This is a genomic window from Actinophytocola sp., assembly GCF_036555685.1.
In the GTDB taxonomy this organism is placed as follows: Bacteria; Actinomycetota; Actinomycetes; order Mycobacteriales; family Pseudonocardiaceae; genus Actinophytocola.
This window is the reverse complement of record NZ_DATBKY010000161.1, coordinates 34,897-54,839: the sequence shown is the minus strand read 5'-3', so window position 1 is coordinate 54,839 and position 19,943 is coordinate 34,897. Positions and strand designations below refer to the sequence as shown.

The 19,943-nt window shown below is 71.4% G+C and carries 19 protein-coding genes; 14 read left to right on the top strand and 5 right to left on the bottom strand.

Translation table 11 applies throughout. The features are described 5' to 3' along the window. Nucleotides 1-40 precede the first annotated feature (40 nt). Nucleotides 41-2,353 carry a RelA/SpoT family protein gene (locus VH969_RS15770; RefSeq protein WP_331974743.1) on the top strand — a complete coding sequence of 771 codons (2,313 nt, stop codon included), beginning with the start codon at nt 41-43 and terminating at the stop codon, nt 2,351-2,353. On the opposite strand, the gene VH969_RS15765 is transcribed toward VH969_RS15770, so the two are convergent. Beyond that, complete coding sequence (locus VH969_RS15765; protein ID WP_331974741.1) at nt 2,329-3,066, bottom strand: helix-turn-helix domain-containing protein; 738 nt, start codon at nt 3,064-3,066, stop codon at nt 2,329-2,331. The two genes, VH969_RS15770 and VH969_RS15765, sit on opposite strands and share 25 nt — an antisense overlap. 175 nt (nt 3,067-3,241) lie before the next feature. Continuing rightward, nucleotides 3,242-4,081 carry a peptidylprolyl isomerase gene (locus VH969_RS15760; protein WP_331974739.1) on the bottom strand — a complete coding sequence of 280 codons (840 nt, stop codon included), beginning with the start codon at nt 4,079-4,081 and terminating at the stop codon, nt 3,242-3,244. A gap of 212 nt (nt 4,082-4,293) precedes the next feature. Between VH969_RS15760 and VH969_RS15755 the strand changes: the two genes are divergently transcribed. Beyond that, a complete protein-coding gene (locus VH969_RS15755) occupies nt 4,294-6,528 on the top strand; it encodes a tetratricopeptide repeat protein (RefSeq protein ID WP_331974737.1) in 2,235 nt (744 codons plus the stop codon). Nucleotides 6,529-6,531: 3 nt separating this feature from the next. Here VH969_RS15755 and VH969_RS15750 read toward each other — a convergent pair whose 3' ends face one another. Then, entirely contained in the window at nt 6,532-7,485 is a 954-nt protein-coding gene (locus VH969_RS15750) for a nucleoside hydrolase (protein ID WP_331974735.1), read from the bottom strand. Between the two features lie 67 nt (nt 7,486-7,552). Here VH969_RS15750 and VH969_RS15745 point away from each other — a divergent pair, with 67 nt between their 5' ends. The 4 genes from VH969_RS15745 (at nt 7,553) to VH969_RS15730 (ending at nt 10,545) form a co-directional block, all read left to right on the top strand. Then, nucleotides 7,553-8,128 carry an LOG family protein gene (locus VH969_RS15745; RefSeq protein WP_331974733.1) on the top strand — a complete coding sequence of 192 codons (576 nt, stop codon included), beginning with the start codon at nt 7,553-7,555 and terminating at the stop codon, nt 8,126-8,128. Nucleotides 8,129-8,458: 330 nt separating this feature from the next. Next, nucleotides 8,459-9,073: a GGDEF domain-containing protein gene (locus tag VH969_RS15740; protein ID WP_331974731.1), complete on the top strand. Its 615-nt coding sequence runs from the start codon at nt 8,459-8,461 to the stop codon at nt 9,071-9,073. Nucleotides 9,074-9,214: 141 nt separating this feature from the next. After that, the gene (locus VH969_RS15735; protein WP_331974729.1) at nt 9,215-9,913 is read left to right on the top strand and encodes an MBL fold metallo-hydrolase; all 699 of its coding nucleotides are present in this window, start codon (nt 9,215-9,217) and stop codon (nt 9,911-9,913) included. Between the two features lie 2 nt (nt 9,914-9,915). Then, a complete protein-coding gene (locus VH969_RS15730; protein ID WP_331974727.1) occupies nt 9,916-10,545 on the top strand; it encodes a hypothetical protein in 630 nt (209 codons plus the stop codon). On the opposite strand, the gene VH969_RS15725 is transcribed toward VH969_RS15730, so the two are convergent. After that, entirely contained in the window at nt 10,517-11,791 is a 1,275-nt protein-coding gene (locus tag VH969_RS15725; protein WP_331974725.1) for a YibE/F family protein, read from the bottom strand. The two genes, VH969_RS15730 and VH969_RS15725, sit on opposite strands and share 29 nt — an antisense overlap. 154 nt (nt 11,792-11,945) lie before the next feature. On the opposite strand from VH969_RS15725, the gene pqqA reads away from it, so the two are divergent. The 8 genes from pqqA to VH969_RS15685 all read left to right on the top strand — a co-directional run bounded on the left by pqqA (nt 11,946) and on the right by VH969_RS15685 (nt 18,834). Continuing rightward, the gene (gene pqqA / locus VH969_RS15720) at nt 11,946-12,047 is read left to right on the top strand and encodes a pyrroloquinoline quinone precursor peptide PqqA (RefSeq protein WP_331974723.1); all 102 of its coding nucleotides are present in this window, start codon (nt 11,946-11,948) and stop codon (nt 12,045-12,047) included. A 58-nt stretch (nt 12,048-12,105) separates the two neighbouring features. Next, nucleotides 12,106-12,807, top strand: a complete 702-nt coding sequence (gene pqqC / locus VH969_RS15715; protein ID WP_331974721.1) for a pyrroloquinoline-quinone synthase PqqC — start codon at nt 12,106-12,108, stop codon at nt 12,805-12,807. Nucleotides 12,808-12,810: 3 nt separating this feature from the next. Beyond that, nucleotides 12,811-13,068, top strand: coding sequence for a pyrroloquinoline quinone biosynthesis peptide chaperone PqqD (pqqD, locus tag VH969_RS15710; protein WP_331974719.1), 258 nt, complete (start codon nt 12,811-12,813; stop codon nt 13,066-13,068). Beyond that, on the top strand, nt 13,059-14,144 hold the full coding sequence (pqqE, locus tag VH969_RS15705; protein ID WP_331974717.1) for a pyrroloquinoline quinone biosynthesis protein PqqE: 1,086 nt from the start codon (nt 13,059-13,061) through the stop codon (nt 14,142-14,144). The genes pqqD and pqqE overlap by 10 nt, the downstream gene beginning before the upstream one ends. Continuing rightward, nucleotides 14,141-15,022 (top strand): pyrroloquinoline quinone biosynthesis protein PqqB, encoded by an 882-nt coding sequence (pqqB, locus tag VH969_RS15700; RefSeq protein WP_331974715.1) that lies wholly within the window; start codon nt 14,141-14,143, stop codon nt 15,020-15,022. The genes pqqE and pqqB overlap by 4 nt, the downstream gene beginning before the upstream one ends. A gap of 69 nt (nt 15,023-15,091) precedes the next feature. Beyond that, nucleotides 15,092-15,667, top strand: coding sequence for an isopentenyl-diphosphate Delta-isomerase (gene idi, locus VH969_RS15695; RefSeq protein ID WP_331974713.1), 576 nt, complete (start codon nt 15,092-15,094; stop codon nt 15,665-15,667). A gap of 105 nt (nt 15,668-15,772) precedes the next feature. Continuing rightward, the gene (locus tag VH969_RS15690) at nt 15,773-16,753 is read left to right on the top strand and encodes an FAD-dependent oxidoreductase (protein ID WP_331974711.1); all 981 of its coding nucleotides are present in this window, start codon (nt 15,773-15,775) and stop codon (nt 16,751-16,753) included. Nucleotides 16,754-16,914: 161 nt separating this feature from the next. Then, nucleotides 16,915-18,834: an intein-containing Rv2578c family radical SAM protein gene (locus tag VH969_RS15685; protein ID WP_331974709.1), complete on the top strand. Its 1,920-nt coding sequence runs from the start codon at nt 16,915-16,917 to the stop codon at nt 18,832-18,834. A 241-nt stretch (nt 18,835-19,075) separates the two neighbouring features. Here the strand turns inward: VH969_RS15685 and VH969_RS15680 are convergent, their stop codons facing one another. Then, the gene (locus VH969_RS15680; RefSeq protein ID WP_331974707.1) at nt 19,076-19,876 is read right to left on the bottom strand and encodes a hypothetical protein; all 801 of its coding nucleotides are present in this window, start codon (nt 19,874-19,876) and stop codon (nt 19,076-19,078) included. Nucleotides 19,877-19,943 lie beyond the last annotated feature (67 nt).

Sequence of the window (19,943 nt, the reverse complement as noted above, 5' to 3'; positions counted from 1 at the left end):
GGATCGATTCGCAGCTATTCTCAGGGCAGAGGAGCCGCGAGTGAGCCAAAACGTCGAAACAGGCGCGCAACCCGACGCCGCCTCAGCACAGACCCCGCCGCGGGCGCCGTCGGCCACGCGGCGGGTTCGGGCGCGCCTGGCCAGGCGCATCACCGCGCAGCGCTCCGCGCCCGTCAAGCAGGTGCTCGAGCCGCTCGCCGCCGTACACCGCGAGCTTCACCCCAAGGCCGACCTCGCGCTCCTGCAACACGCCTACGACGTCGCCGAGGAAGCCCACCGCGGCCAGCGGCGCAAGTCCGGCGACCCGTACATCACCCACCCGCTGGCGGTCGCCACGATCCTCGCCGAGCTCGGCATGGACACGATCACGCTCGTCGCGGCACTGCTGCACGACACGATCGAGGACACCGACTACTCGCTGAAGAACCTGCACGACGACTTCGGCGAGGAGGTCGCCCGGCTCGTCGACGGCGTCACCAAGCTGGACAAGGTGCAGCTCGGCAGCGCGGCCGAGGCGGAGACGATCCGCAAGATGGTCATCGCGATGGCCCGCGACCCGCGCGTGCTGGTGATCAAGCTCGCCGACCGGTTGCACAACATGCGCACGATGCGCTTCCTGCCGCCGGAGAAGCAGGCGAAGAAGGCCCGCGAGACGCTCGAGGTCCTTGCCCCGCTCGCGCACCGGCTCGGCATGGCCACCGTCAAGTGGGAGCTCGAGGACCTCGCCTTCGCGATCCTGCAGCCGAAGAAGTACGACGAGATCGTCCGCCTCGTCGCCACCCGCGCGCCTTCCCGCGACACCTACCTGCACAAGGTCACCGACGAGCTCACCTCGCACCTCGAGGCGTCGCGGATCAACGCCAAGGTCGAGGGCCGGCCCAAGCACTACTACTCGATCAACCAGAAGATGATCGTGCGCGGCCGCGACTTCGACGACATCCACGACCTCGTCGGCGTGCGGATCCTCGTCGACGACGTGCGCGACTGCTACGCCGCGATGGGCGTCGTGCACGCGCTCTGGCAGCCGATGCCCGGCCGGTTCAAGGACTACGTCGCCCAGCCCCGGTTCGGCGTCTACCAGTCGTTGCACACCACGGTCATCGGGCCGGACGGCAAGCCGCTCGAGGTGCAGATCCGCACCCACGAGATGCACCGTACGGCCGAGTACGGCATCGCCGCGCACTGGCGCTACAAGGAGACCAAGGGCACCCACGACGGCCAGGCCGTCGAGATCGACGAGATGGCCTGGATGCGCCAGCTCCTCGACTGGCAGCGAGAGGCCGCGGACCCGGGCGAGTTCCTCGACTCACTGCGCTACGACCTCGCCGCCCGCGAGATCTTCGTCTTCACGCCAAAGGGCGACGTCCAGACGCTGCCCGCCGGCTCGACTCCGGTGGACTTCGCCTACGCCGTGCACACCGAGGTCGGCCACCGCTGCATCGGCGCCCGGGTCAACGGCCGGCTCGTCGCGCTGGAGCGCAAGCTCGAGAACGGCGACGTGGTCGAGATCTTCACGTCGAAGGCCGAGGGCGCGGGCCCCACCCGCGACTGGCTCGCGTTCGCCGCCTCGCCCCGCGCGCGCGCCAAGATCAAGCAGTGGTTCGCCAAGGAGCGCAAGGAAGAGGCGATCGAGGCCGGCAAGGACGCGATCACCAAGGAGGTGCGCCGGGTCGGCCTGCCCATGCAGCGGCTCGTCTCGGCGGACTCCATGGCCGCGCTGGCCCGGGAGCTGCGCTACAACGAGGTCAGCGCGCTGTACGCGGCCGTCGGCGAGGGCCACACCTCGGCCCGGCACGTGGTGCAGCGGCTGGTCGCGTTGCTCGGCGGCGTCGAGCACGCCGAGGACGAGCTCGCCGAGCGCGCCACGCCGTCCACCGTCCACCGCCGCCGCCCGACCGGCGACGCCGGCGTGATCGTCAAGGGCGCGAGCGACGTGTGGGTCAAGCTCGCGCGCTGCTGCACGCCGGTCCCGGGCGACGACATCCTCGGCTTCGTGACCCGCGGCGGCGGCGTCTCGGTGCACCGCCGCGACTGCACGAACGCCGGCGAGCTGCTCGCCTCTCCGGAGCGCCTCGTCGAGGTGGAATGGGCGCCCTCGGACTCGTCGGTGTTCCTCGTCGCCATCCAGGTCGAGGCGCTCGACCGGCACCGCCTGCTGTCGGACATCACGAAGGTGCTGGCGGACGAGAAGGTCAACATCCTGTCCGCGTCCGTCACCACGTCACGCGACCGCGTGGCCGTGAGCCGCTTCAGCTTCGAGATGGGCGACCCGAAGCACCTCGGCCACGTGCTGAAGGCCGTGCGCAGCGTCGAGGGCGTCTACGACGTCTACCGGGTCACCTCCGCATCCTGAGCCACAGCCCGGTCCCCGAGGTACTCCGACGGGCTGAGCCCGGCCAGCGCCCGCACCTCCCGCGACAGGTGTGCCTGGTCGGCGTACCCGGCTCGGTACGCGACGTCGGCCAGCCTCGCGCCGTCCAGGGCGAGCCGGATCGCCCGGTCGAACCGCAGCACCCGCTGCAGCGCCTTCGCCCCGTACCCGAACGCCGCGAGGCACCGGCGGTGCAGCTGCCGCTCGGTGAGCCCGATCGCGTCGGCCATCGCGCCGACCCGCGTGCCGCCTCGGGCCAGCGTCAGCAACGCCGGGACCGCGGGGTCGGGGCCCGCACGCACCCCGGCCAGCACGGCCGAGCCCAGCACGGCCTGGGCGGCCTCGGTCGACGGTGTCGCCGCGAGGTCCTCGGCGAGCCGCTCAGTGCGGCCGGGCCACAGCTCGGCCAGGCCGACCCGCTCGTCACGTAAGGCGTCCGCGGGCACGCCGAGCGCGGCGGGGGAGCATCCGGTACGGAACCGCACCCCGACGATCTCGCCGGGCGATGACGCCGCCACGTGCGCCCGTGTGTCCGGCCCGGCCACGAACAACCGGCCGGACTCCCGGTGCCACATGACGTCCACGCACGCGTCCGGCACGATCCGCATCGGGGACGCGGACGCCCCGGAGACCCGCCGCGACCAGGCGCAGCGCAGCAGTGCGGTGCGAAGGGGCTTCTCCGCGTAGACGTCCATGTGGGCAGTCTGGCAGGGACCACCGACAAGAACGCCTCAGCCGACCTCCGCCGACGTGATGCCGGCCGGCGTCACCTGCGGGCCGCCCTGCGGTGACAGCCCGCCCGGCCCGACGCCACCGGCGGCCGGCTCGGCGGGGACCGGCCGGCGACGCGCCCGCTGCCAGCCGCCCCCGTTAGCTCGTGGCCGTCGCGGTCTCGATGTTCACCGGCAGCTTCGGCGCACCGTCCTCGGGGCTGTTGCCCGCCGTGATGCCGCCCTTGGCGATCTTGTCGACGACCTTCAGGCCCGCCTCACTGACCTCGCCGAACACCGTGTAGTTGGGCGGCAGGGTCGAGTCGCCGTACACGATGAAGAACTGGCTGCCGCCGGTGTTCGGCCCGGCGTTGGCCATCGCGAGCATGCCCCGCTCGTACAGGCTCAGCGGCTGGCCGGCCTGCCCGCCGGGCGCCTCGGTGAGGTCCTTCGGCAGCTCGTCGGGGATCGCGTAACCGGGGCCGCCCGTGCCGTCGCCCTTCGGGTCGCCGCACTGCAGCACCTTGAGACCGGAGGACGCGACCAGCCGGTGGCACTTGGTGCCGTCGAAGAACTTCTCCTTGATCAGGTGCTCCATGCTCTGCACGGTGCACGGCGCCTTCTGCCGGTCCAGCGTCATGCCGATGGCGCCCTGGTTGGTCTTGAGGTCGACCTTGACCGTGCCCTTCTTGGGCGTGTCCTTGGGGTCCTCCGGCATGCCGGGATCCTTCGCCGGCTTGTCGGCGGGGCTCTCCTTGTACCCGCACGGGCCGTCGGTGGTCTTCTCCGCGGGCGGCGTGTCCGACGGCTTGGTGGCCGCCTGCGAGTCGTCCGGGCCCAGGTTGGACAGCCAGAACACGAGGCCGACCAGCGCTATGACGACGATGACGGTCGCGCCGACACCCCAGATCCGCCGGCGCTTCGCACGTTCCGCCCGGCGGGCGAGCTGGCGCTCCAGCTTGCGCTTGGCTGCCTGCCGACGCTGCTCGTTGCTCGGCACCGGGCACCCTCCTGACCTCTGACGTCCTTGCCGGGCGGAAGTCTATGGGTACCGGGGGTAAGGCCCGTGTGGAGGTCCACAAAATCTCAGGGAGTTGCCAGAATCGCATCCGCAGGCGGTGTGAACGGTGTCGCCCGGGAGTGCAAAACTGGATACTAGGCGTGGCAGCTCGGTGACTGGTGTCCGGCGGCCCGGACTGATTAGGTGGGCACATGCAAGACAGGCGGGACGACGGAACCTCGCCGTTCGCCGATGAGCTCGAGCGGCTGCTGCGCAAGCGCGGCCTGTCCTGGCGTCGTCTCTCCGACCTCATCGGGTACACCCCGAGCTGGCTGTCCAAGATCAAGCACGGCGCGCCGCCGTCCGCCGAGCTGGCCCGCAAGTGCGACCAGGTCCTCGAGGCCGACGGCCAGCTGATCGCGCTCGCCGCCGCCACCGGCGGCCCCGTCCGGCTGGCCCAGCTGCCCGCCGCGGCCGCCACGTTCGTCGGCCGCGAGGCGGAGCTGTACGCGCTGTCCGGGATCCTGTCCTACGAGGGCGAGCCCGGCACCCCGCAGATGGTCGCGATCGACGGGCCGCCCGGCGCCGGCAAGACCGCGCTCGCCCTGCGCGTGGCCCACTCGGTGGCCGACCAGTACTCCGACGGCCAGCTCTACGTCGACCTGCGCGGCTACTCGCCGGACGGCCAGCCGCGCGTCGTCGACGAGGTGCTGGAGGAGTTCCTCACCGCCCTCGGCGTGCAGATGGAGGTCATCCCGGCCGGACTCGAAGCACGCGCCAAGCTCTACCGCTCGGTCCTCGCCGACCGCCGCGTGCTCGTCGTGCTGGACAACGCGGCCGACTCCCAGCAGCTCGAGCCGCTGCTGCCCGGCTCGTCCGGCTGTGGCGTCGTGGTGACCAGCCGCAAGCGCCTCGGTGGTCTCGCGGTCCAGGGTGACCGCCGCATGACACTTGGTCCCATGGCCGAGGAGGAGTCGACCACGCTGCTGTGCAAGGTCATCGGCAAGGAGCGGGCCGACGCCGAGCCGGAGGCCGTGCGCGCGCTCGCCAGCCGCTGCGGCCACCTCCCGCTGGCCCTGCGGATCGCGGCCGAGCGTGTGGCCACGCACCCGCACCACTCGGTGAGCCTGCTCGTCGAGGAGCTCGCCACCGAGGAGCAGCGCCTGGAGGCGCTCGCCACCGACGACTCGGTCGCGGTGAAGACGGTCTTCTCGTGGTCCTACCGCGACCTGCCGGCCGACGCCGCGCGGATGTTCCGGCTGATCGGCCTGCATTCCGGCTCGCACATCCGCACCGGCGCGGCCGCCGCGCTGGCCGGCCAGCCCCTCGTGCGGGCGCGCCGGGTGCTCGACCGGCTCACCGGCGTGCACCTCCTCGAGGGCCTGGGCAACGACCGGTACCGGATGCACGACCTGCTGCGCGTGTACGCCGCCGAGCAGGCCGCGGAGGAGGAGTCCGACGAGGAGCGGCTGATCGCGCTGCGTCGCATGGTCGACTGGTACCTGCGCAACACCTACGCGGCCAACCACGCGCTCGCCCCGCAGCGGCACGACCCCGTGCTGGACTCCTCCGCGTTCAAGGTGGACGTCTCCGAGTTCGACTACGAGTCCGCGCTCGCCTGGTGCGAGTTCGAGATGACCAACATCGCCTCGGCCACCCGCACCGCGGTCGAGATCGGCGAGAACGTCGCGGCCTGGCAGCTGCCGGCCGGCTCGTTCAACTACCTCCACCTGCGCAAACGGTGGACGGCGTGGGTGGCCTCGCACGAGGTCGGCGTGCTCGGCGCGCGCCGGGCCGGTGACCGCTACGGCGAGGCGTGGGTGCTCAACAACCTGGCCGTCGCCTACCGCGAGCTGCGCCGCACCGACGAGGCCAAGGAATGCTTCATGCAGGCCCGCGCGCTGCGCACGGAGGTGGGCGACCGGGTCGGCCAGGCGTGGAGCCTCACCGGCATCGGGTTCATCGGCTTCGACCAGAGCCGGTTCGACGCGGCCGCGCTGCACTTCGGCGAGGCGCTGGACATCTTCCGCGAGGTCGGCGACCGCCACGGTGAGGGCATCGCGCTCGCGAACGTCGGCGACGCCTACCGCTGCCTGTCCGACTACGACCGCGCGGTCGACGCGCTCGAGCAGGCGCTCGCGTTGTTCCGCGACATCGAGGACAGCTACGGCGAGTGCTACACGCTCGTCAAGCTCGGCGAGACCTACTCCGAGCTCGCCCGGCAGGCCGACGCGCTCGACTGCTTCCAGCGCGCGCTGGACACCCGACGCGAGCTCGGCGACCGGTGGGGTGTGGGGGAGACGTTGCACAAGCGGGGCCTGGTGCTGTTCGACAGCGGTCAGGCCGATCTCGCGCTGGAGTCGCTGCGCGAGGCGTTCTCCATCTTCGACGAGCTGGGCGACCCGCGGGCGGCGGACGTGCGCGATCTGCTGACGAAGAACGCCTGAGCGTCAGCCTTTCAGAGACTTGAACATCAGATCGCGGAAAGTCGGCACGTCCACGGTGTCCGCCACCTTCACCGGAACGCGCCCGGTACCCGCGTTCGTGGAAATGTATGCGTCGCTGGAAATGGACCGGAGATCGGACACGACCTGACCGCGCGTGTGCGTTCCGGTCAGCTCGACACCGAGCGGCATCGTCCGGTAGGTGGCCAGCTTCTGGTCCAGCGCGATGGCCGCCGCGAGCGGATCGTGCAGCGTGCAGGAATGCTCGCCGAACATATTCGAATAGAACTGTCCATAGTGGTCTAGGAGCTTGTTCGCGAAATCCGCGCGCGGACCGCGGACCTCCGCCAGCGCGGACAGCCAGTCGGTGCCGACCCGGGCCTGCTCGGTGGCGTCCAGGGCGACGAGAATCAGTTCCGTAAAGCCAGCGCCGAGAACCAGGTCGGCGGCTTCCGGGTCGTGGAAGAAATTGGCGTCGGCGTACGGCGTGATGTTCCCCGGCACGGTGACCGCGCCGCCCATGACCACGACCGAGCGGAGCAGGTTCGGTAAGTCGGGCTCGAGCAGCACGGCGAGCGCGACGTTCGTCAGCGGCCCGAGCGCGAGGAGGGTGAGCTCGCCGGGATTCTCGCGAGCCAGGCGCACGATCTGCTCGGCGGCCGACCCCGCAACGGTGGAGCCCTTCGGCAGCGGGCCGGCGTGGCCGCCGAGCCCGTCCTGGCCGTGCACGAACTCGGCCGTCTGCAGCGGCTGGGCCAGCGGCCGTGCCGCCCCCACCGCCACCGGCGGATTCAGCCCGACCAGCTCCAGGACACGCAACGCGTTGAGCGCCCCGACGGAGGCGGCCACGTTGCCGTGGACGCTGCCGACGGCAACGATCTCGGCGTCCTCCTGGGCCGCCAGGTACATGATCGCGAGGGCGTCGTCGACCCCCGGATCAGTGTCGAGAATGAGTCGCACGCTGTCGCACTCAACCAGACAACCCGGTCGCAATGAAAGCCCGGGGTGTTGTGATGTGATCACGTGTATGCGCGTATGTGTTTTCTGCGGTTCGTCCACAGGCACCGGTGACAGGTATCGCAACGCCGCCGATCACGTCGGCCGCACGCTGGCCGAGCGCGGCATCGGGCTCGTCTACGGCGGCGCGCGCATGGGCACGATGGGTGTGCTGGCCGACGCCGCGCTGAGGGCGGGCGGCTGGGTGACCGGCGTGATACCGCAGAGTCTCGTCGACCGGGAGATCGCCCACCAGGGCGTCGACGACCTCCACGTGGTCGCCGACCTGCACGAACGCAAGGCGATGATGGGTTCGCTCGCGGACGCGTTCCTCGCCCTGCCCGGCGGCGCGGGCACCCTCGAGGAGCTGTTCGAGGTGTTCACGTGGGCGCAGCTCGGCCTGCACGACAAGCCGATCGCGCTGCTCGACGTCGACGGCTACTACCAGCCCATGTTGCGGTTCCTCGACCACATGGCGGGACAGGGCTTCCTGCGACCCGAATATCGGGACATGCTCATCGTCGACACGGACGTGGCGGCGGTACTCGATCGGTACACCGAGCACCAGCCGCCGCGCGAGAAGTGGTCGCTCGAACACGGTAAGTGACGAGCACGCTTGGTTGCCCATTCATCCATTCGGTGTTTCCTGAAACCGTCAACACTTCAACACTGTTCAGCCCATCTGTGACTCCCGATAGTTACGCATATACGGCCGGTGAGGGCGTCTCGACCGGGGACCGGACGTAAACCCACAGGTTGAGCCACTGCAGGGGAGACGGTGATGAGCTCCGCGAAAGCGGGTTCGGGACACGGGACGGCGACGGGGGCCGCCGGCACCCACTCCGAACACGACCAACCCGAGATCGTCGCGCCGAGATCCGGCGAACGACCGTTGCAATCCGTACCCACCCACCGCCGCTGCGACTCGTGCGGTCAGGTGCTGGAGGACCGTCCGACAGGGCTGATCGAGCGCTGGCACTGGGACGAGATCGCCGCCGAGGAGATCGCGCGCGCCCGCGGCCAGGGTCTGTCCATCGCTCTGATCATGATCGACCTCGACCGCTTCAAGGACGTCAACGACAACTACGGCCACCTCGCCGGTGACGCGATCCTGCGCGGGGTCGCCGACGTGATCCGCCGCCACACCCGCGACGGCGACCTGGCCTGCCGCTACGGCGGCTCGGCAGGCGACGAGTTCATGGTCCTGCTGCCCGAGTCCGACCTGCGCGACGCGCTGGCCGTGGCCGAGCGCATCCGCCACGGCATCATGACCATGTCGGTCACCGCGAAGGTCACGCGCGACCTCTCCGCCACCATCGAGGGCCAGACCGCGTCGATGGGCGTCGCCACCTACTGCCTGGGAGACCTCGCCGAGCTCGACCTCGAGGACCTGATGCTCGACGCCGACGTGTCGCTGCGAGCGGCCAAGCGGCACGGCCGCGACCGCATCTGCGTGGCCAATGTCGACGTCACCGCCGACCAGGCCGGCGGGTCCAGCGCCGACCGCAGGCTGGCGTCGTGGTCCCGGTTCCGGAGGCTTCGCTCGGTCTGAGAGCGCTTCGGTGATTGCACGCCCGGTGCCGGGCCGTCCGGCGGACCGTCCGGACCTGCGGCCGCAGCCCGAACGGCCTGTGCGGGCACCAGCGCTCGCTCTCCGAAGTTCGCCGCCATCGCGGCGTGTAAGTTTCGCGTCGTGCTCGTCGTCGGCTTCCCCACTGGTGCCTTCCAGGCCAACTGTTATCTCGTCGCGCCCGGTGAGGGCGAACCCTGCGTGATCGTCGATCCCGGGCAGGACGCGGTCGAACCGATCACGGAGGCGCTGCGCAAGCACCGGCTGTCGCCGGTCGCGGCGCTGCTCACGCACGGGCACTTCGACCACGTCTTCGCCGTGGCGCCGGTCTGCGACGGCAACGACATCCCCGCGTGGATCCACCCGGAGGACCGCGGGATGCTCACCGACCCGCTGCAGGGCATCTCCCTCGGCGGGGCTGACTTCTTCGGCGGCAAGCTCGAGATGCGCGAGCCCAAGGAGGTCCGCGAGCTGACCGACGGGGCGGCGCTCGACCTCGCGGGGCTGTCGCTGACCGTCGACCACACGCCCGGGCACACCCGCGGCTCGGTCGTGTTCCGCACCGAGCTCGACGAGGGCGGCCGCGTCATGTTCGCCGGGGACACGCTGTTCGCCGGCTCGATCGGGCGCACCGACCTGCCCGGCGGCGACATGCGCACGATGAACACGACGCTGCGCACCAAGATGCTGCCGCTGCCCGACGACACGGTCGTGCTGCCCGGACACGGGCCGAGCACCACGATCGGCCGGGAGCGGATGTCGAACCCGTTCCTGCTGGGCCTGGACGACGAGACCATCGCCGGCCCGGGCAGGGGACTGTGACGGTGACCGAACCCGAACGGATTCCGCTCACTCTCACCGACCAGACCAGTGCCCGCCGCCGCGGCTGCGTGTCCGTCGCCGTCGCGCTCGTCTTCGGCGCCGCCGTCGGCGGCATCGTCGGCCTGCTCGCGAACCAGACCGCGGCACTCGTCACCGCCGCGGTCGTCGTGCTGCTGCTGTCCGCGCTGTCCTGGATATCGAGTCGCCGCACGATCTGGCTCGAGAGCGACCGCGTGATGGCCAAGGCGGTCGGCACGAAGTCCGTCGACCTGCGCCACGCCGAGCGGATCGAGCTGCTCGTCACCGACATCCGCGGCACCCGGACCATCGGCCTGCTCGTGGCCGGCGGCGGCAAGACGATCAACCTGTCGCTCGCGATCTACTCCGGCACCGGCGGCCGCGAGCTCGGCATCCTCGTGCTGCGCCGGCTGGCCGACATCCTCGCCGGCAACGAGAACACCACCGGCCTCGTGTTCTCCCAGCTGCTCGTCGCCCAGCTGCGCGCCGAGGCGAAGGGCGAGGCGGCGGCCGACCGGCCGCTCTACCGGCTCGCGTCGCTTGCGCCCGGCGGCCGGCTCGCGCAGCGGCTCAAGCCGGAGGCGATCACGCGGTTCGTCGCGACGCTCGACTGACCGGCTTCTTCTTCGGCACCGGCACGGTTTCCGTCGCCGCCACGGTCGCCGCGAGGATCGTCGTGATCGGCACGGCGGCGACGAGTCCGATGCTGCCGACGAGCGTGCGCACGATCTCCTGGGCGATCACCTGTGAGGCGAGGATGTTGCCCAGCCCCACGCCGGAGATCGACGAGTACAGCAGCAGCGGCAGCGCGGCACCCGCGTAGGCCATCACCAGCGTGTTCACCGCCGAGGCCACGTGGTCGCGGCCGATGCGCAGCGCCGAGGCGTAGAGCTCGAGCCGGCCCATCGCGGGGTTGGCGGCGCGCAGCTCCCACACCGCGCTGGTCTGGGTCACGGTGACGTCGTCGAGCACGCCCAGCGAGCCGATCACGACGCCGGCGAGCAGCAGACCGCGCGTGTCGATGGGCGTGTTGAGCAGCCCGACGAGGGTCGCGGTCTCGTCGTCGAGCCCGGTGAGCCTGGCGAACGCCGCCCAGAGCGCGCCCAGCACGCCGATCATCGCGAGGCTGACCATCGTGCCGAGCACGGCCGTCGACGTGCGCGCGGTCAGCCCGTGGGTGAGGTAGAGGACGGCGAACATGATCAGCCCGGCGCCGAAGATCGCGACCAGCAGCGGGTTCTCGCCCGACACGATGGCCGGCAGGACGAACAGCGCGAGCACGGCGAAACTGAGTCCGAGCGCGAGCAGTGCCTTGAGCCCCTGCCAGCGGCCGAGCACCAGCACGACGATCGCGAAGAGCGCGGCCAGCAGCACCAGCGGGACGTCCCGCTGGAAGTCGACGAGCTGGTAGGAGCGGCCGTCGCTCGGGTTGCCGCCGGCGTAGGCGAGCACGACCTTGTCGTCCACCGCGAACCGCGGCGTGCTCGGCTCCAGCGGCACGACCGTGCGGATCTGCTGCTCCGGCGCGTCCCCGTCGGACAGCCTGACCGTGACGACGAGGCAGTCGTCGCCGCCGGGCTGGTCACCGACCTGGACCCGGCCGCTGCACGGGCCGGTCTCTGCGCCGGTGACCACGCCGTGCACGGGGGTGCCGGCCGGCTTCTTGGCGTCGGCGTGGACGCCGAACGGGAACAGCAGCACCGTGCCGACCACCGCCGCGAGCGCGAACGGCACCACCAGGACGGCCAGCAGCGTGCGAACGCGCTTCGAGGCAGGCGGCGGTGGTGCGTGGTCGTGGTGATGGCCGTGCTGACCGCCGTGGCCGATCTTCGGGATCGGCGCGGTCTCGCTGTCGTGCACCGCGACAGTCTCCCAGGCGGCCGAGGGCGTGGCGGACGCGCCTCCAGTCCATTGTGGAGTGTCTTGACCGGACCTCGACCGATCCTGCCGGAATTCGGAAATCTCGCCGATACCCTCGAACTCGCAGGCAGGGCCACCACCCGGAGGAGGACAGATGGACGCCACGATCGAGCTGGAGGTCTGGACCACGCCGGACTTCGTGGAGTACGAGACGCCGATGGAGGTCACCGCCTACGCGGCGCGGATGGAGGACTGACCGGTTCGCCAGCCCGGCGGCCGGTTCCCGGCCGCCGGCTCCACCGCGGAGGTGCCACGTGTCCGAAACGATCGCCGCGCGCGGCGGCGAGGAGTTCGTCGCCGCCCTGCGCGGCCTGTCGCACCGGTACTGGGGGACGCACCCGTTCCACGATCGCATGCACGCCGGCGAGCTGACCGAGCGCGAGCTGCGGGTCTGGGCGGCGAACCGGTGGTACTACCAGAGCGTGCTGCCGCAGAAGGACGCGGCGATCATCAGCAACTGCCCGGAGCCGTCCGTGCGCCGCGCCTGGGTCGACCGGATCGTGTACCACGACGGATCGGGCGACGGCGGGGACAGCGGCCGCGAGCGGTGGCTGCGGCTGTGCGAGGCGGTAGGGCTGACCCGTGACGAGGTACTCGACGAGCGGCACGTGGCCCCGGGCGTCCGGTTCGCCGTGGACGCGTACGTGAACTTCGCGCGGACGCGGCCGTGGGTGGAGGCCGTCGCTTCCGGGCTCACGGAGATGTTCTCCGGGCACCTCATGCAGCGGCGGGTCGGCGACATGCTCGCCCACTACGACTGGATCAGCCGCGCGGACCTCGCGTACTTCACGAACCGGATCGAGGCCGTGTCCGGCGAGGGTAAGTCCACTCTGGACATCGTGGTCCGGTACTGCGTGACGCGGGACCAGCAGGACCGGGCGATCGCGGCGCTGTCGTTCAAGTGCGACGTGCTGTGGTCCATGTTGGACGCCATCGAGCGCGCGGCGAAGGAGTAGCTCATGCCCGACCGGCCCCGCCTGCGCCGCGGCGTCCGCCTCTCGTACGACAAGGTCCGGGCCACGCACGTGCTGCTGTACCCGGAAGGCGTCCTGGTGCCGAACGGGACGGCGGCCGCGGTGCTGCGGGAGTGCGATGGCTCGACGACGGTCCGGGAGATCGCGTCGCGGCTCGGCACGCGGTTCCGCGGCGTGCGCGCGGCGGACGTGGCGAACGTGCTGGAGCGGCTCGCGGAGCGAAGGGTCGTCGAATGGACGTGAGCGCGCCCCTCGGGCTCTTGGCCGAGCTGACACACCGGTGCCCGCTGCACTGCCCGTACTGCTCGAACCCGGTGGAGCTGACCGCGCGGCGAGACGAGCTGACCACCGGGCAGTGGCTGTCCGTCCTGGACGCCGCGCGCGACCTCGGCGTGCTGCAGGTGCACATGTCCGGCGGCGAGCCGCTGCTGCGCCCGGACCTGCCGGAGCTGGTCGGTCGCGCCTCCGACCTGGGCTGCTACGTGAACCTGGTGACGAGCGGGCTGGGCCTGACGCCTTCGCGGCTGGCCGGCCTCGTCGACCGCGGGCTCGCACACGTCCAGCTGTCCATGCAAGGTGCCGACGCGGCCCGGGCGGACCGCATCGCCGGCGCGCGGGCGCACGACCGCAAGCTCGAGGCGGCCACCGCCGTGCGTGCGGCGGGGTTGCCGCTGAGCGTGAACGTGGTGCTGCACAGGGCGAACCACGACCAGGTCGGTGCGCTCATCGCGCTGGCCGAGCGGATGGGGGCGGACCGGCTCGAGCTCGCGAACACCCAGTACTACGGCTGGGCGCTGCGCAACCGAGCCGCGCTGATGCCGACCCGTGAGCAGCTCGCCGCGGCGGAGCCGGTCGTGCGTGCGGCGGCCGAGCGGCTGCGCGGCCGCATGGAGATCGTGTACGTGGTCGCCGACTACCACGAGCGGTACCCGAAGCCGTGCATGTACGGCTGGGGCGCGCGGCAGCTGACGGTCGCGCCCGGCGGTGACGTGCTGCCGTGCCCGGCGGCGTCGGCGATCACGACGCTGCCGGTGGAGAACGTGCAGCGGCGGTCCCTTTCGGACATCTGGTACCACTCGGAGTCGTTCAACGCCTTCCGCGGGGACGGCTGGATGCGCGATCCGTGCCGTACCTGCGAGCGCCGCTCGGTGGACTTCGGCGGGTGCCGGTGCCAGGCGTTCCTGCTGACCGGCGACGCGGCGGCCACCGACCCGGTGTGCTCGCTGTCGCCGGACCGCGGCGTCGTGGCCGACATCATCGCCACCGAGTCCGATGTGGACACTCCCTTCGTGATGCGCGGCCCGGCGGCCGTGCGGTGAAGGTCCGGCTGCTCGGCACCGCGGCCGGCGGCGGCTTCCCGCAGTGGAACTGCGCGTGCGCGCTGTGCGGCCTGGCCGGCACGCCGTCGGTGCCGGCGCGGACGCAGGACTGCCTGGCGATCAGTCCCCAAGGGAAGGACTGGTACCTCGTCAACGCCTCGCCGGACATCCGGGCGCAGGTGCTGGCCGCGCCGCCACTGACGCCGGGTCCGGGCCCGCGGGACACGCCGCTGCGCGGGGCACTGCTGACCGACGCGGAGCTGGACCACACGCTCGGGCTGATGCAGCTGCGCGAGAGCCGCGGGCTGTCGGTGTGGGCGCCGCCTGCCGTGCTGGACGCGCTGCGCACGCGGCTCCCGGTGCGGGACATCGTGGCGGGGTACGGCTCGTGGCAGTGGGCGCCACCGGACGAGTTCCCCGACCTCGCGGTGTCCGTCCTCGCGGTGAGCGACAAGCGGCCCAAGTACGCCCGTGACTCCACGGTGGACGGTTCCTGGGTGGTCGCGTACCGGCTGCACGACCCGGCGACCGGCGGCGTGCTCGTGTACGCGCCGTGCCTCGCCACGTGGCCGGCCGGCTTCGACGAGTTCGTCGGCGGGGCGAGCTGCGTGCTGCTGGACGGGACGTTCTACTCCGCGGAGGAGATGACCGGGACCGGCACGTCGACCTCCGCGCAGCGGGCGATGGGTCACGTCCCGGTCGCCGGCCCCGCCGGGAGCCTGGCACGGATCCGCGCACACGCCGGCTCGGGCACGCGGTGGCTGTACACGCACCTCAACAACACGAACCCGCTGCTCGACCGGCGATCGCCGCAGTTCCGTGCGGTCACGTCGGCCGGCGTCGAGGTGCCCGAGGACGGCGCCACGCTGGACCTCTGAAGGCGCGCCCGGGCCACCCGGGGCATGCTGGACACCTTGCCCGGCTGGGTCGGCCTTCGAGGAGACGCGATGGAACAGGTGGTCCTGCTCGACGAGCAGGGACGGGGGATCGGCACGGCGGACAAGGCCACGGTGCACGACCGGGACACGCCGCTGCACCTGGCGTTCTCGTGCTACGTGTTCAGTTCGGCCGGCTCGCTGCTCGTCACCCGGCGGGCGCGTGCCAAGCGGACCTGGCCGGGCGTGGTGACGAACTCCTGCTGCGGACATCCCGCACCGGGCGAGTCGTTCGCCGCCGCGGTCGTCCGGCGCCTGGCCGACGAGCTGGGCCTGGCCGTGTCGTCGGTGGATCTCGTGCTGCCGCGGTTCCGGTACCGGGCGGAGATGGCGAACGGTGTCGTGGAGAACGAGCTGTGCCCGGTGTTCCGCGCGTTGTGCGACGACGCGCCCCGGCCCGCCGCCGCGGAGGTCGACGAGTTCGGCTGGGTGTCGTGGCCGCTCTTCGTGAGCATGGTGACGGGCGGCGAGCTTGCCGTCTCGCCGTGGGCCCGGGAGCAGGTCGACGAGCTCGCCACGCTCGGTCGCGACCCGCTCGGCTGGCCCGTCGCCGACGCCGCCGAACTGCCGCCAGCCGCCGTTCTCTGAGCGGCCCGGGGCCGCCGCCGTCCGCACCATGGCCGCGTACACCGCGCCACCCGGCGACGTGCTGACTCGCCATCTCCGATCCCGCTGAGCGCTATCGTCTTCGTCGTGACCAGTACAGAGCAGGCGGTGGTTGTCGGTGCCGGCGTGAGTGGGCTGACCACCGCCGCCTGTCTGGCCGAGGCGGGGTGGACGGTTCAGGTGTGGTCGGCCGAGCCGCCGCGTTCGACCACCTCGGTCGTCGCCGGGGCCATGTGGGGCCCGTCGTTCCAGGAACCCATGGCCAAGACCATGAGCTGGACCAACCGGTCCCTGGAGGACTTCGTCGCGCTCGCCGGCGATCCCGCAACCGGGGTGCGCATGGCGCCCGCGCTTACCGTCGGCGGCCCATCCGGTGGCGAGATCCCGCCGCAGGCACGGTCCATTCCGGACCTGCGGCCGGCCGAGCCGGACGAGGTGCCCGAAGGCTTCGCCGGCGGCTCGCGCGCGACGATGCCCCTCGTCGACATGCCCCGCTACCTCGACCACCTCGTCGCGCGGGTGACCGGCGCGGGCGTCGAGATCCACGAGCGCACGGTCCACTCACTCGACGAAGCCGCCGACGAGGCGCCCGTCGTCGCCAACTGCACGGGCCTCGGCTCGCGTGACCTCCTGGGCGACACCGAGCTCGAGCCGGTGTTCGGCCAGAGCGTGGTCCTGTCCAACCCCGGGCTCGACCTCCTGTTCATGGAGCTGACCATGGACGCCGAGTGGACCAGCTTCTTCCCGCATCCGACCCGCGTCGTCTGCGGCGGCATCCGCATCCCCGGCCGGACCGACCGCACGCCCGACCCGGACCTGACCGAGCGGATTCTGCGCCGGGTCCGCGCGATCGAGCCGCGGCTCAACGACGCCGAGCTGATCGAGGTCGAGACGGGACTGCGCCCCGTGCGGTCGGCGGTCCGCGTCGAGGCCGAACCGCTGGGCAACACGCGTGTGGTGCACAACTACGGCCACGGCGGCAACGGCGTCAGCCTGTCGTGGGGCTGCGCCCGCGAGGCGGCCGCGCTGGCCGCCCAGCAGCGCGACGAGCCGGCAGGCCGCCGGTAGTCGGCACGGCCTCGGCAAGCGCGGTGATAAGGGCCCGTCGGCGGGGCGGCGTGCTGGTCATGGCGCCGAAGCTAGAGCGGGGGTCTGACAATTTCGCCGGGCGTCGCTCGGTTGAGTGATCGCGTTTGACAGGCGTTCGAACGTGTGTTCGACTAGCGATCGTGCGATGGGACAGCCAGCGTGTCGACCAGCAACAACAGCAAACACTACCCGGCCTGCCGGGCCTGGTGCGCAGCGTTCGTACGCCCGAGTTCAGCGGCATCGTCTTCCACGAGGTGCGCGCGAAGTCGGTGCTGAACAAGGTGCCCGGCGCCTCGCCGATGCCGTTCCGCTGGACGGTCAACCCGTACCGCGGGTGCAGCCACGCGTGCCGGTACTGCCTCGCCGGCGACACGCCGATTCTCATGGCGGACGGGCGAACCCGGCCGCTCGCCGAGCTCCAGGTCGGCGACCTGATCTACGGCACCGAGCGACGCGGCAACCGCCGCCGGTACGTCACCACGCGCGTCCTCGCGCACTGGTCCACGGTCAAACCCGCGTACCGGCTCACCCTCCGCGACGGCACCCAGCTGATCGCGAGCGGCGACCACCGTTTCCTGACCGACCGCGGCTGGCGGCACGTGGCCGAGAAAGAGGACCGCCGCCGGACCGTGCTGGCGACCGGCGACAAGCTGGTCGGCACCGGTGGGTTCGCCTCGGGCCCGAAGGGGCTGCTCGACTACCGCTGTGGTTACCTCTCCGGCATCGCGAACGGCGACGGCGAGCCGACCGATCCCCGGGTGCTCGAGCGCGCCCGGGACTACCTGACCGGCGACGAGCCGATCAGCCTGCCGATCGAGCGACCCCTTGTGCCGAGCGAGGAGTGGCACAAGGGATACCTCGCGGCTGTTTTCGATGTGGACGGTGAGTTCGGTCGCGGGCACCTGCGCGTCGCGCGCGCAAGCCGGGCCAACGTCAGCCTGATCAGCGATGCCTTGCTACGCCTGAACTTCCGGTTCGTGCTCGACGAGCTCGGCCTTCGCAGCGGCGTGCAGCGGGTCCGTCTCTTCGGCGGCTTACCCGAGTACCTCCGGTTCCTGCACACCGTCGACCCGGCGCGCACCGGGGCCGCCGAGTTGTCCGGCGTGGCGCTGCGGGCAGCTGAGCGCCTGGGCATCGAGACGGTCGAGCCGCTCGGCCTCGAGCTGCCGCTGTTCGACATCACCACCGGCACGGGCGACTTCATCGCGAACGGCGTGGTGAGCCACAACTGCTTCGCGCGCAACTCGCACACCTACCTCGACCTCGATGCCGGCCACGACTTCGACACCCAGGTGATCGTGAAGGTCAACGCGGTCGAGGTACTCACCGCGCAGCTGCGCTCACCACGCTGGACCCACGAACACGTGGCGATGGGCACCAACACCGACCCGTACCAGCGGGCGGAGGGCCGGTACAAGCTGATGCCGGGGATCATCCGCGCACTGGCCGACAGCGGCACGCCGTTCAACATCCTGACCAAGGGCACGGTGTTGTCGCGGGACCTGCCGCTCTTGGCGGAGGTGAGCAAGCAGGTGCCGGTCGGTCTGGGCGTGTCGATCGCACTGGTCGACCGGGAGCTGCAACGCAGCCTCGAGCCGGGCACCGCGAGCCCGCAGGCGCGGCTGGAGCTGGTCCGCAAGATCACCGAGGCGGGCCTGCCGTGCGGCGTCTTCGTCGCGCCGGTGTTGCCGGGCTTGACCGACACGATCGAGCGGCTGGACACCCTGCTGGCGGCGATCGCCGAGACCGGAGCCAGCGGTGCCACTGTCCTGCCGCTGCACCTGCGTCCGGGCGCCCGCGAGTGGTTCGCCGAGTGGCTGGCCCGCGAACACCCGGAGCTGGTGCCGAGCTACCGCCAGATCTACGCCCGCGGCTCGAACGCCGACATCCGCTACCGGCGGTGGCTGGGACGGCGAGTGGGACCGCTGTTACGTCGGCACGGCCTGGCGGCGAAGGAGGCGCGCGAGGCGCGAACGGAGCCCACCTGGCCCGAGGGCAGCTTGGTGTCCATCCCGGAACAGGCGGCGCCGGTGCAGCAGGAGCAGCTGGAGCTGCTCTGACTTCCGAGCGTCCGGAGTGTCCGGGTGTCCGGGCGCGGAGGGGCCGGGGTGGGTGGTTGCTTCGGCTCTGCTGGTCCTGGCGCGAGTGGGCTTGGCCGGTGCGAGGGGCGGCACGCGAGTGGCTTTGGCCGGTGGCAGTGGTGCTGCGCTGATGGCCTTGCCGGCGGTGCGGAGCCCTTAGCGGGCGCGAACCGAGTTACTCGACCGTCTCATTACTGTACTGACTCGCCTTGACGGCTCGTCAGGTGCGGTCGCGAGGCCAGTCCCAGCGCACGCAGAACGTGCCCGGGCCGAAGTCGAGCGCCACCGCGTGTGCCTCGCCGGCCGCGTTGACGTCGACCTTGCGGCGGGTGGTCGTCTGCTCGTCCGGGTCCACCGTGTAGAGCTCGCAGTACGCAGGCAGCGCGCGTGGGTCGAAGCGCAGCTCCAGTACGAACTCACGAACGGGAGTGGTGAACTTGCGGCAATAGCTGTCATCGCCACGGGAGAACGGCGGACCGGGGTGGTTCAGCGCGTAGTCGACGATCGCGGTGTCGCCGCGAGCCAACGGAGCCTCCAGCACGATCTCGGCGGCGATCAGGCCCGCGGCCTCGTCCCGGGCGACCCGGCCGATGCGGCACGACTGCAGTGCGGTGATCTCCGGGAACGGCCGGCCGATGCGCTCGAGGTCGTAGACCATCACGGTCCGGTCGACGCCGTCGCGTTCGGCTCGTACGACCTGGCGTACGGCGATGCGCTTCTCGCCGCGGTCCACGGCGACATCCATCCGGTCGTGCTGGCTCAGTTTGGTCAGGGCGGTCTCGGTCGTGAAGTCGATCCGCTTCAGCAGCTTCGAGACCGGCTCACGCTCGGGCCACAGTGCCTCGATCGGCAGCCGGGAAGACTCGCGCTGCACGCGGCCGCGCGGCCGCGGCGGCCCGAGCAGCGCGATGAGCGAGCCCGGCTGAACGCCGAGCACCGACTCCAGGTGGCCGAGCGCCGCGAGCGACTCGGCGCGCTCCGGCCGGCGCCGGCCGGACTGCCAGTAGCTCAGGGCGGTCACGCTGACCGACACGCCACGCGCGCGCAGCCGGTACTGGATGCGGTCGAGGGATAAGCCACTGGCCTGA

Bases quoted from the DNA above. Each gene is read 5' to 3' on its own strand.
- pqqA (WP_331974723.1), top strand. From the start codon at position 11,946: ATGGACGCCACGATCGAGCTGGAGGTCTGGACCACGCCGGACTTCGTG.
- VH969_RS15745 (WP_331974733.1), top strand. From the start codon at position 7,553: ATGCGCGTATGTGTTTTCTGCGGTTCGTCCACAGGCACCGGTGACAGG.
- pqqD (WP_331974719.1), top strand. From the start codon at position 12,811: ATGCCCGACCGGCCCCGCCTGCGCCGCGGCGTCCGCCTCTCGTACGAC.
- VH969_RS15765 (WP_331974741.1), bottom strand. From the start codon at position 3,066: ATGGACGTCTACGCGGAGAAGCCCCTTCGCACCGCACTGCTGCGCTGC.
- idi (WP_331974713.1), top strand. From the start codon at position 15,092: ATGGAACAGGTGGTCCTGCTCGACGAGCAGGGACGGGGGATCGGCACG.
- pqqE (WP_331974717.1), top strand. From the start codon at position 13,059: ATGGACGTGAGCGCGCCCCTCGGGCTCTTGGCCGAGCTGACACACCGG.
- VH969_RS15755 (WP_331974737.1), top strand. From the start codon at position 4,294: ATGCAAGACAGGCGGGACGACGGAACCTCGCCGTTCGCCGATGAGCTC.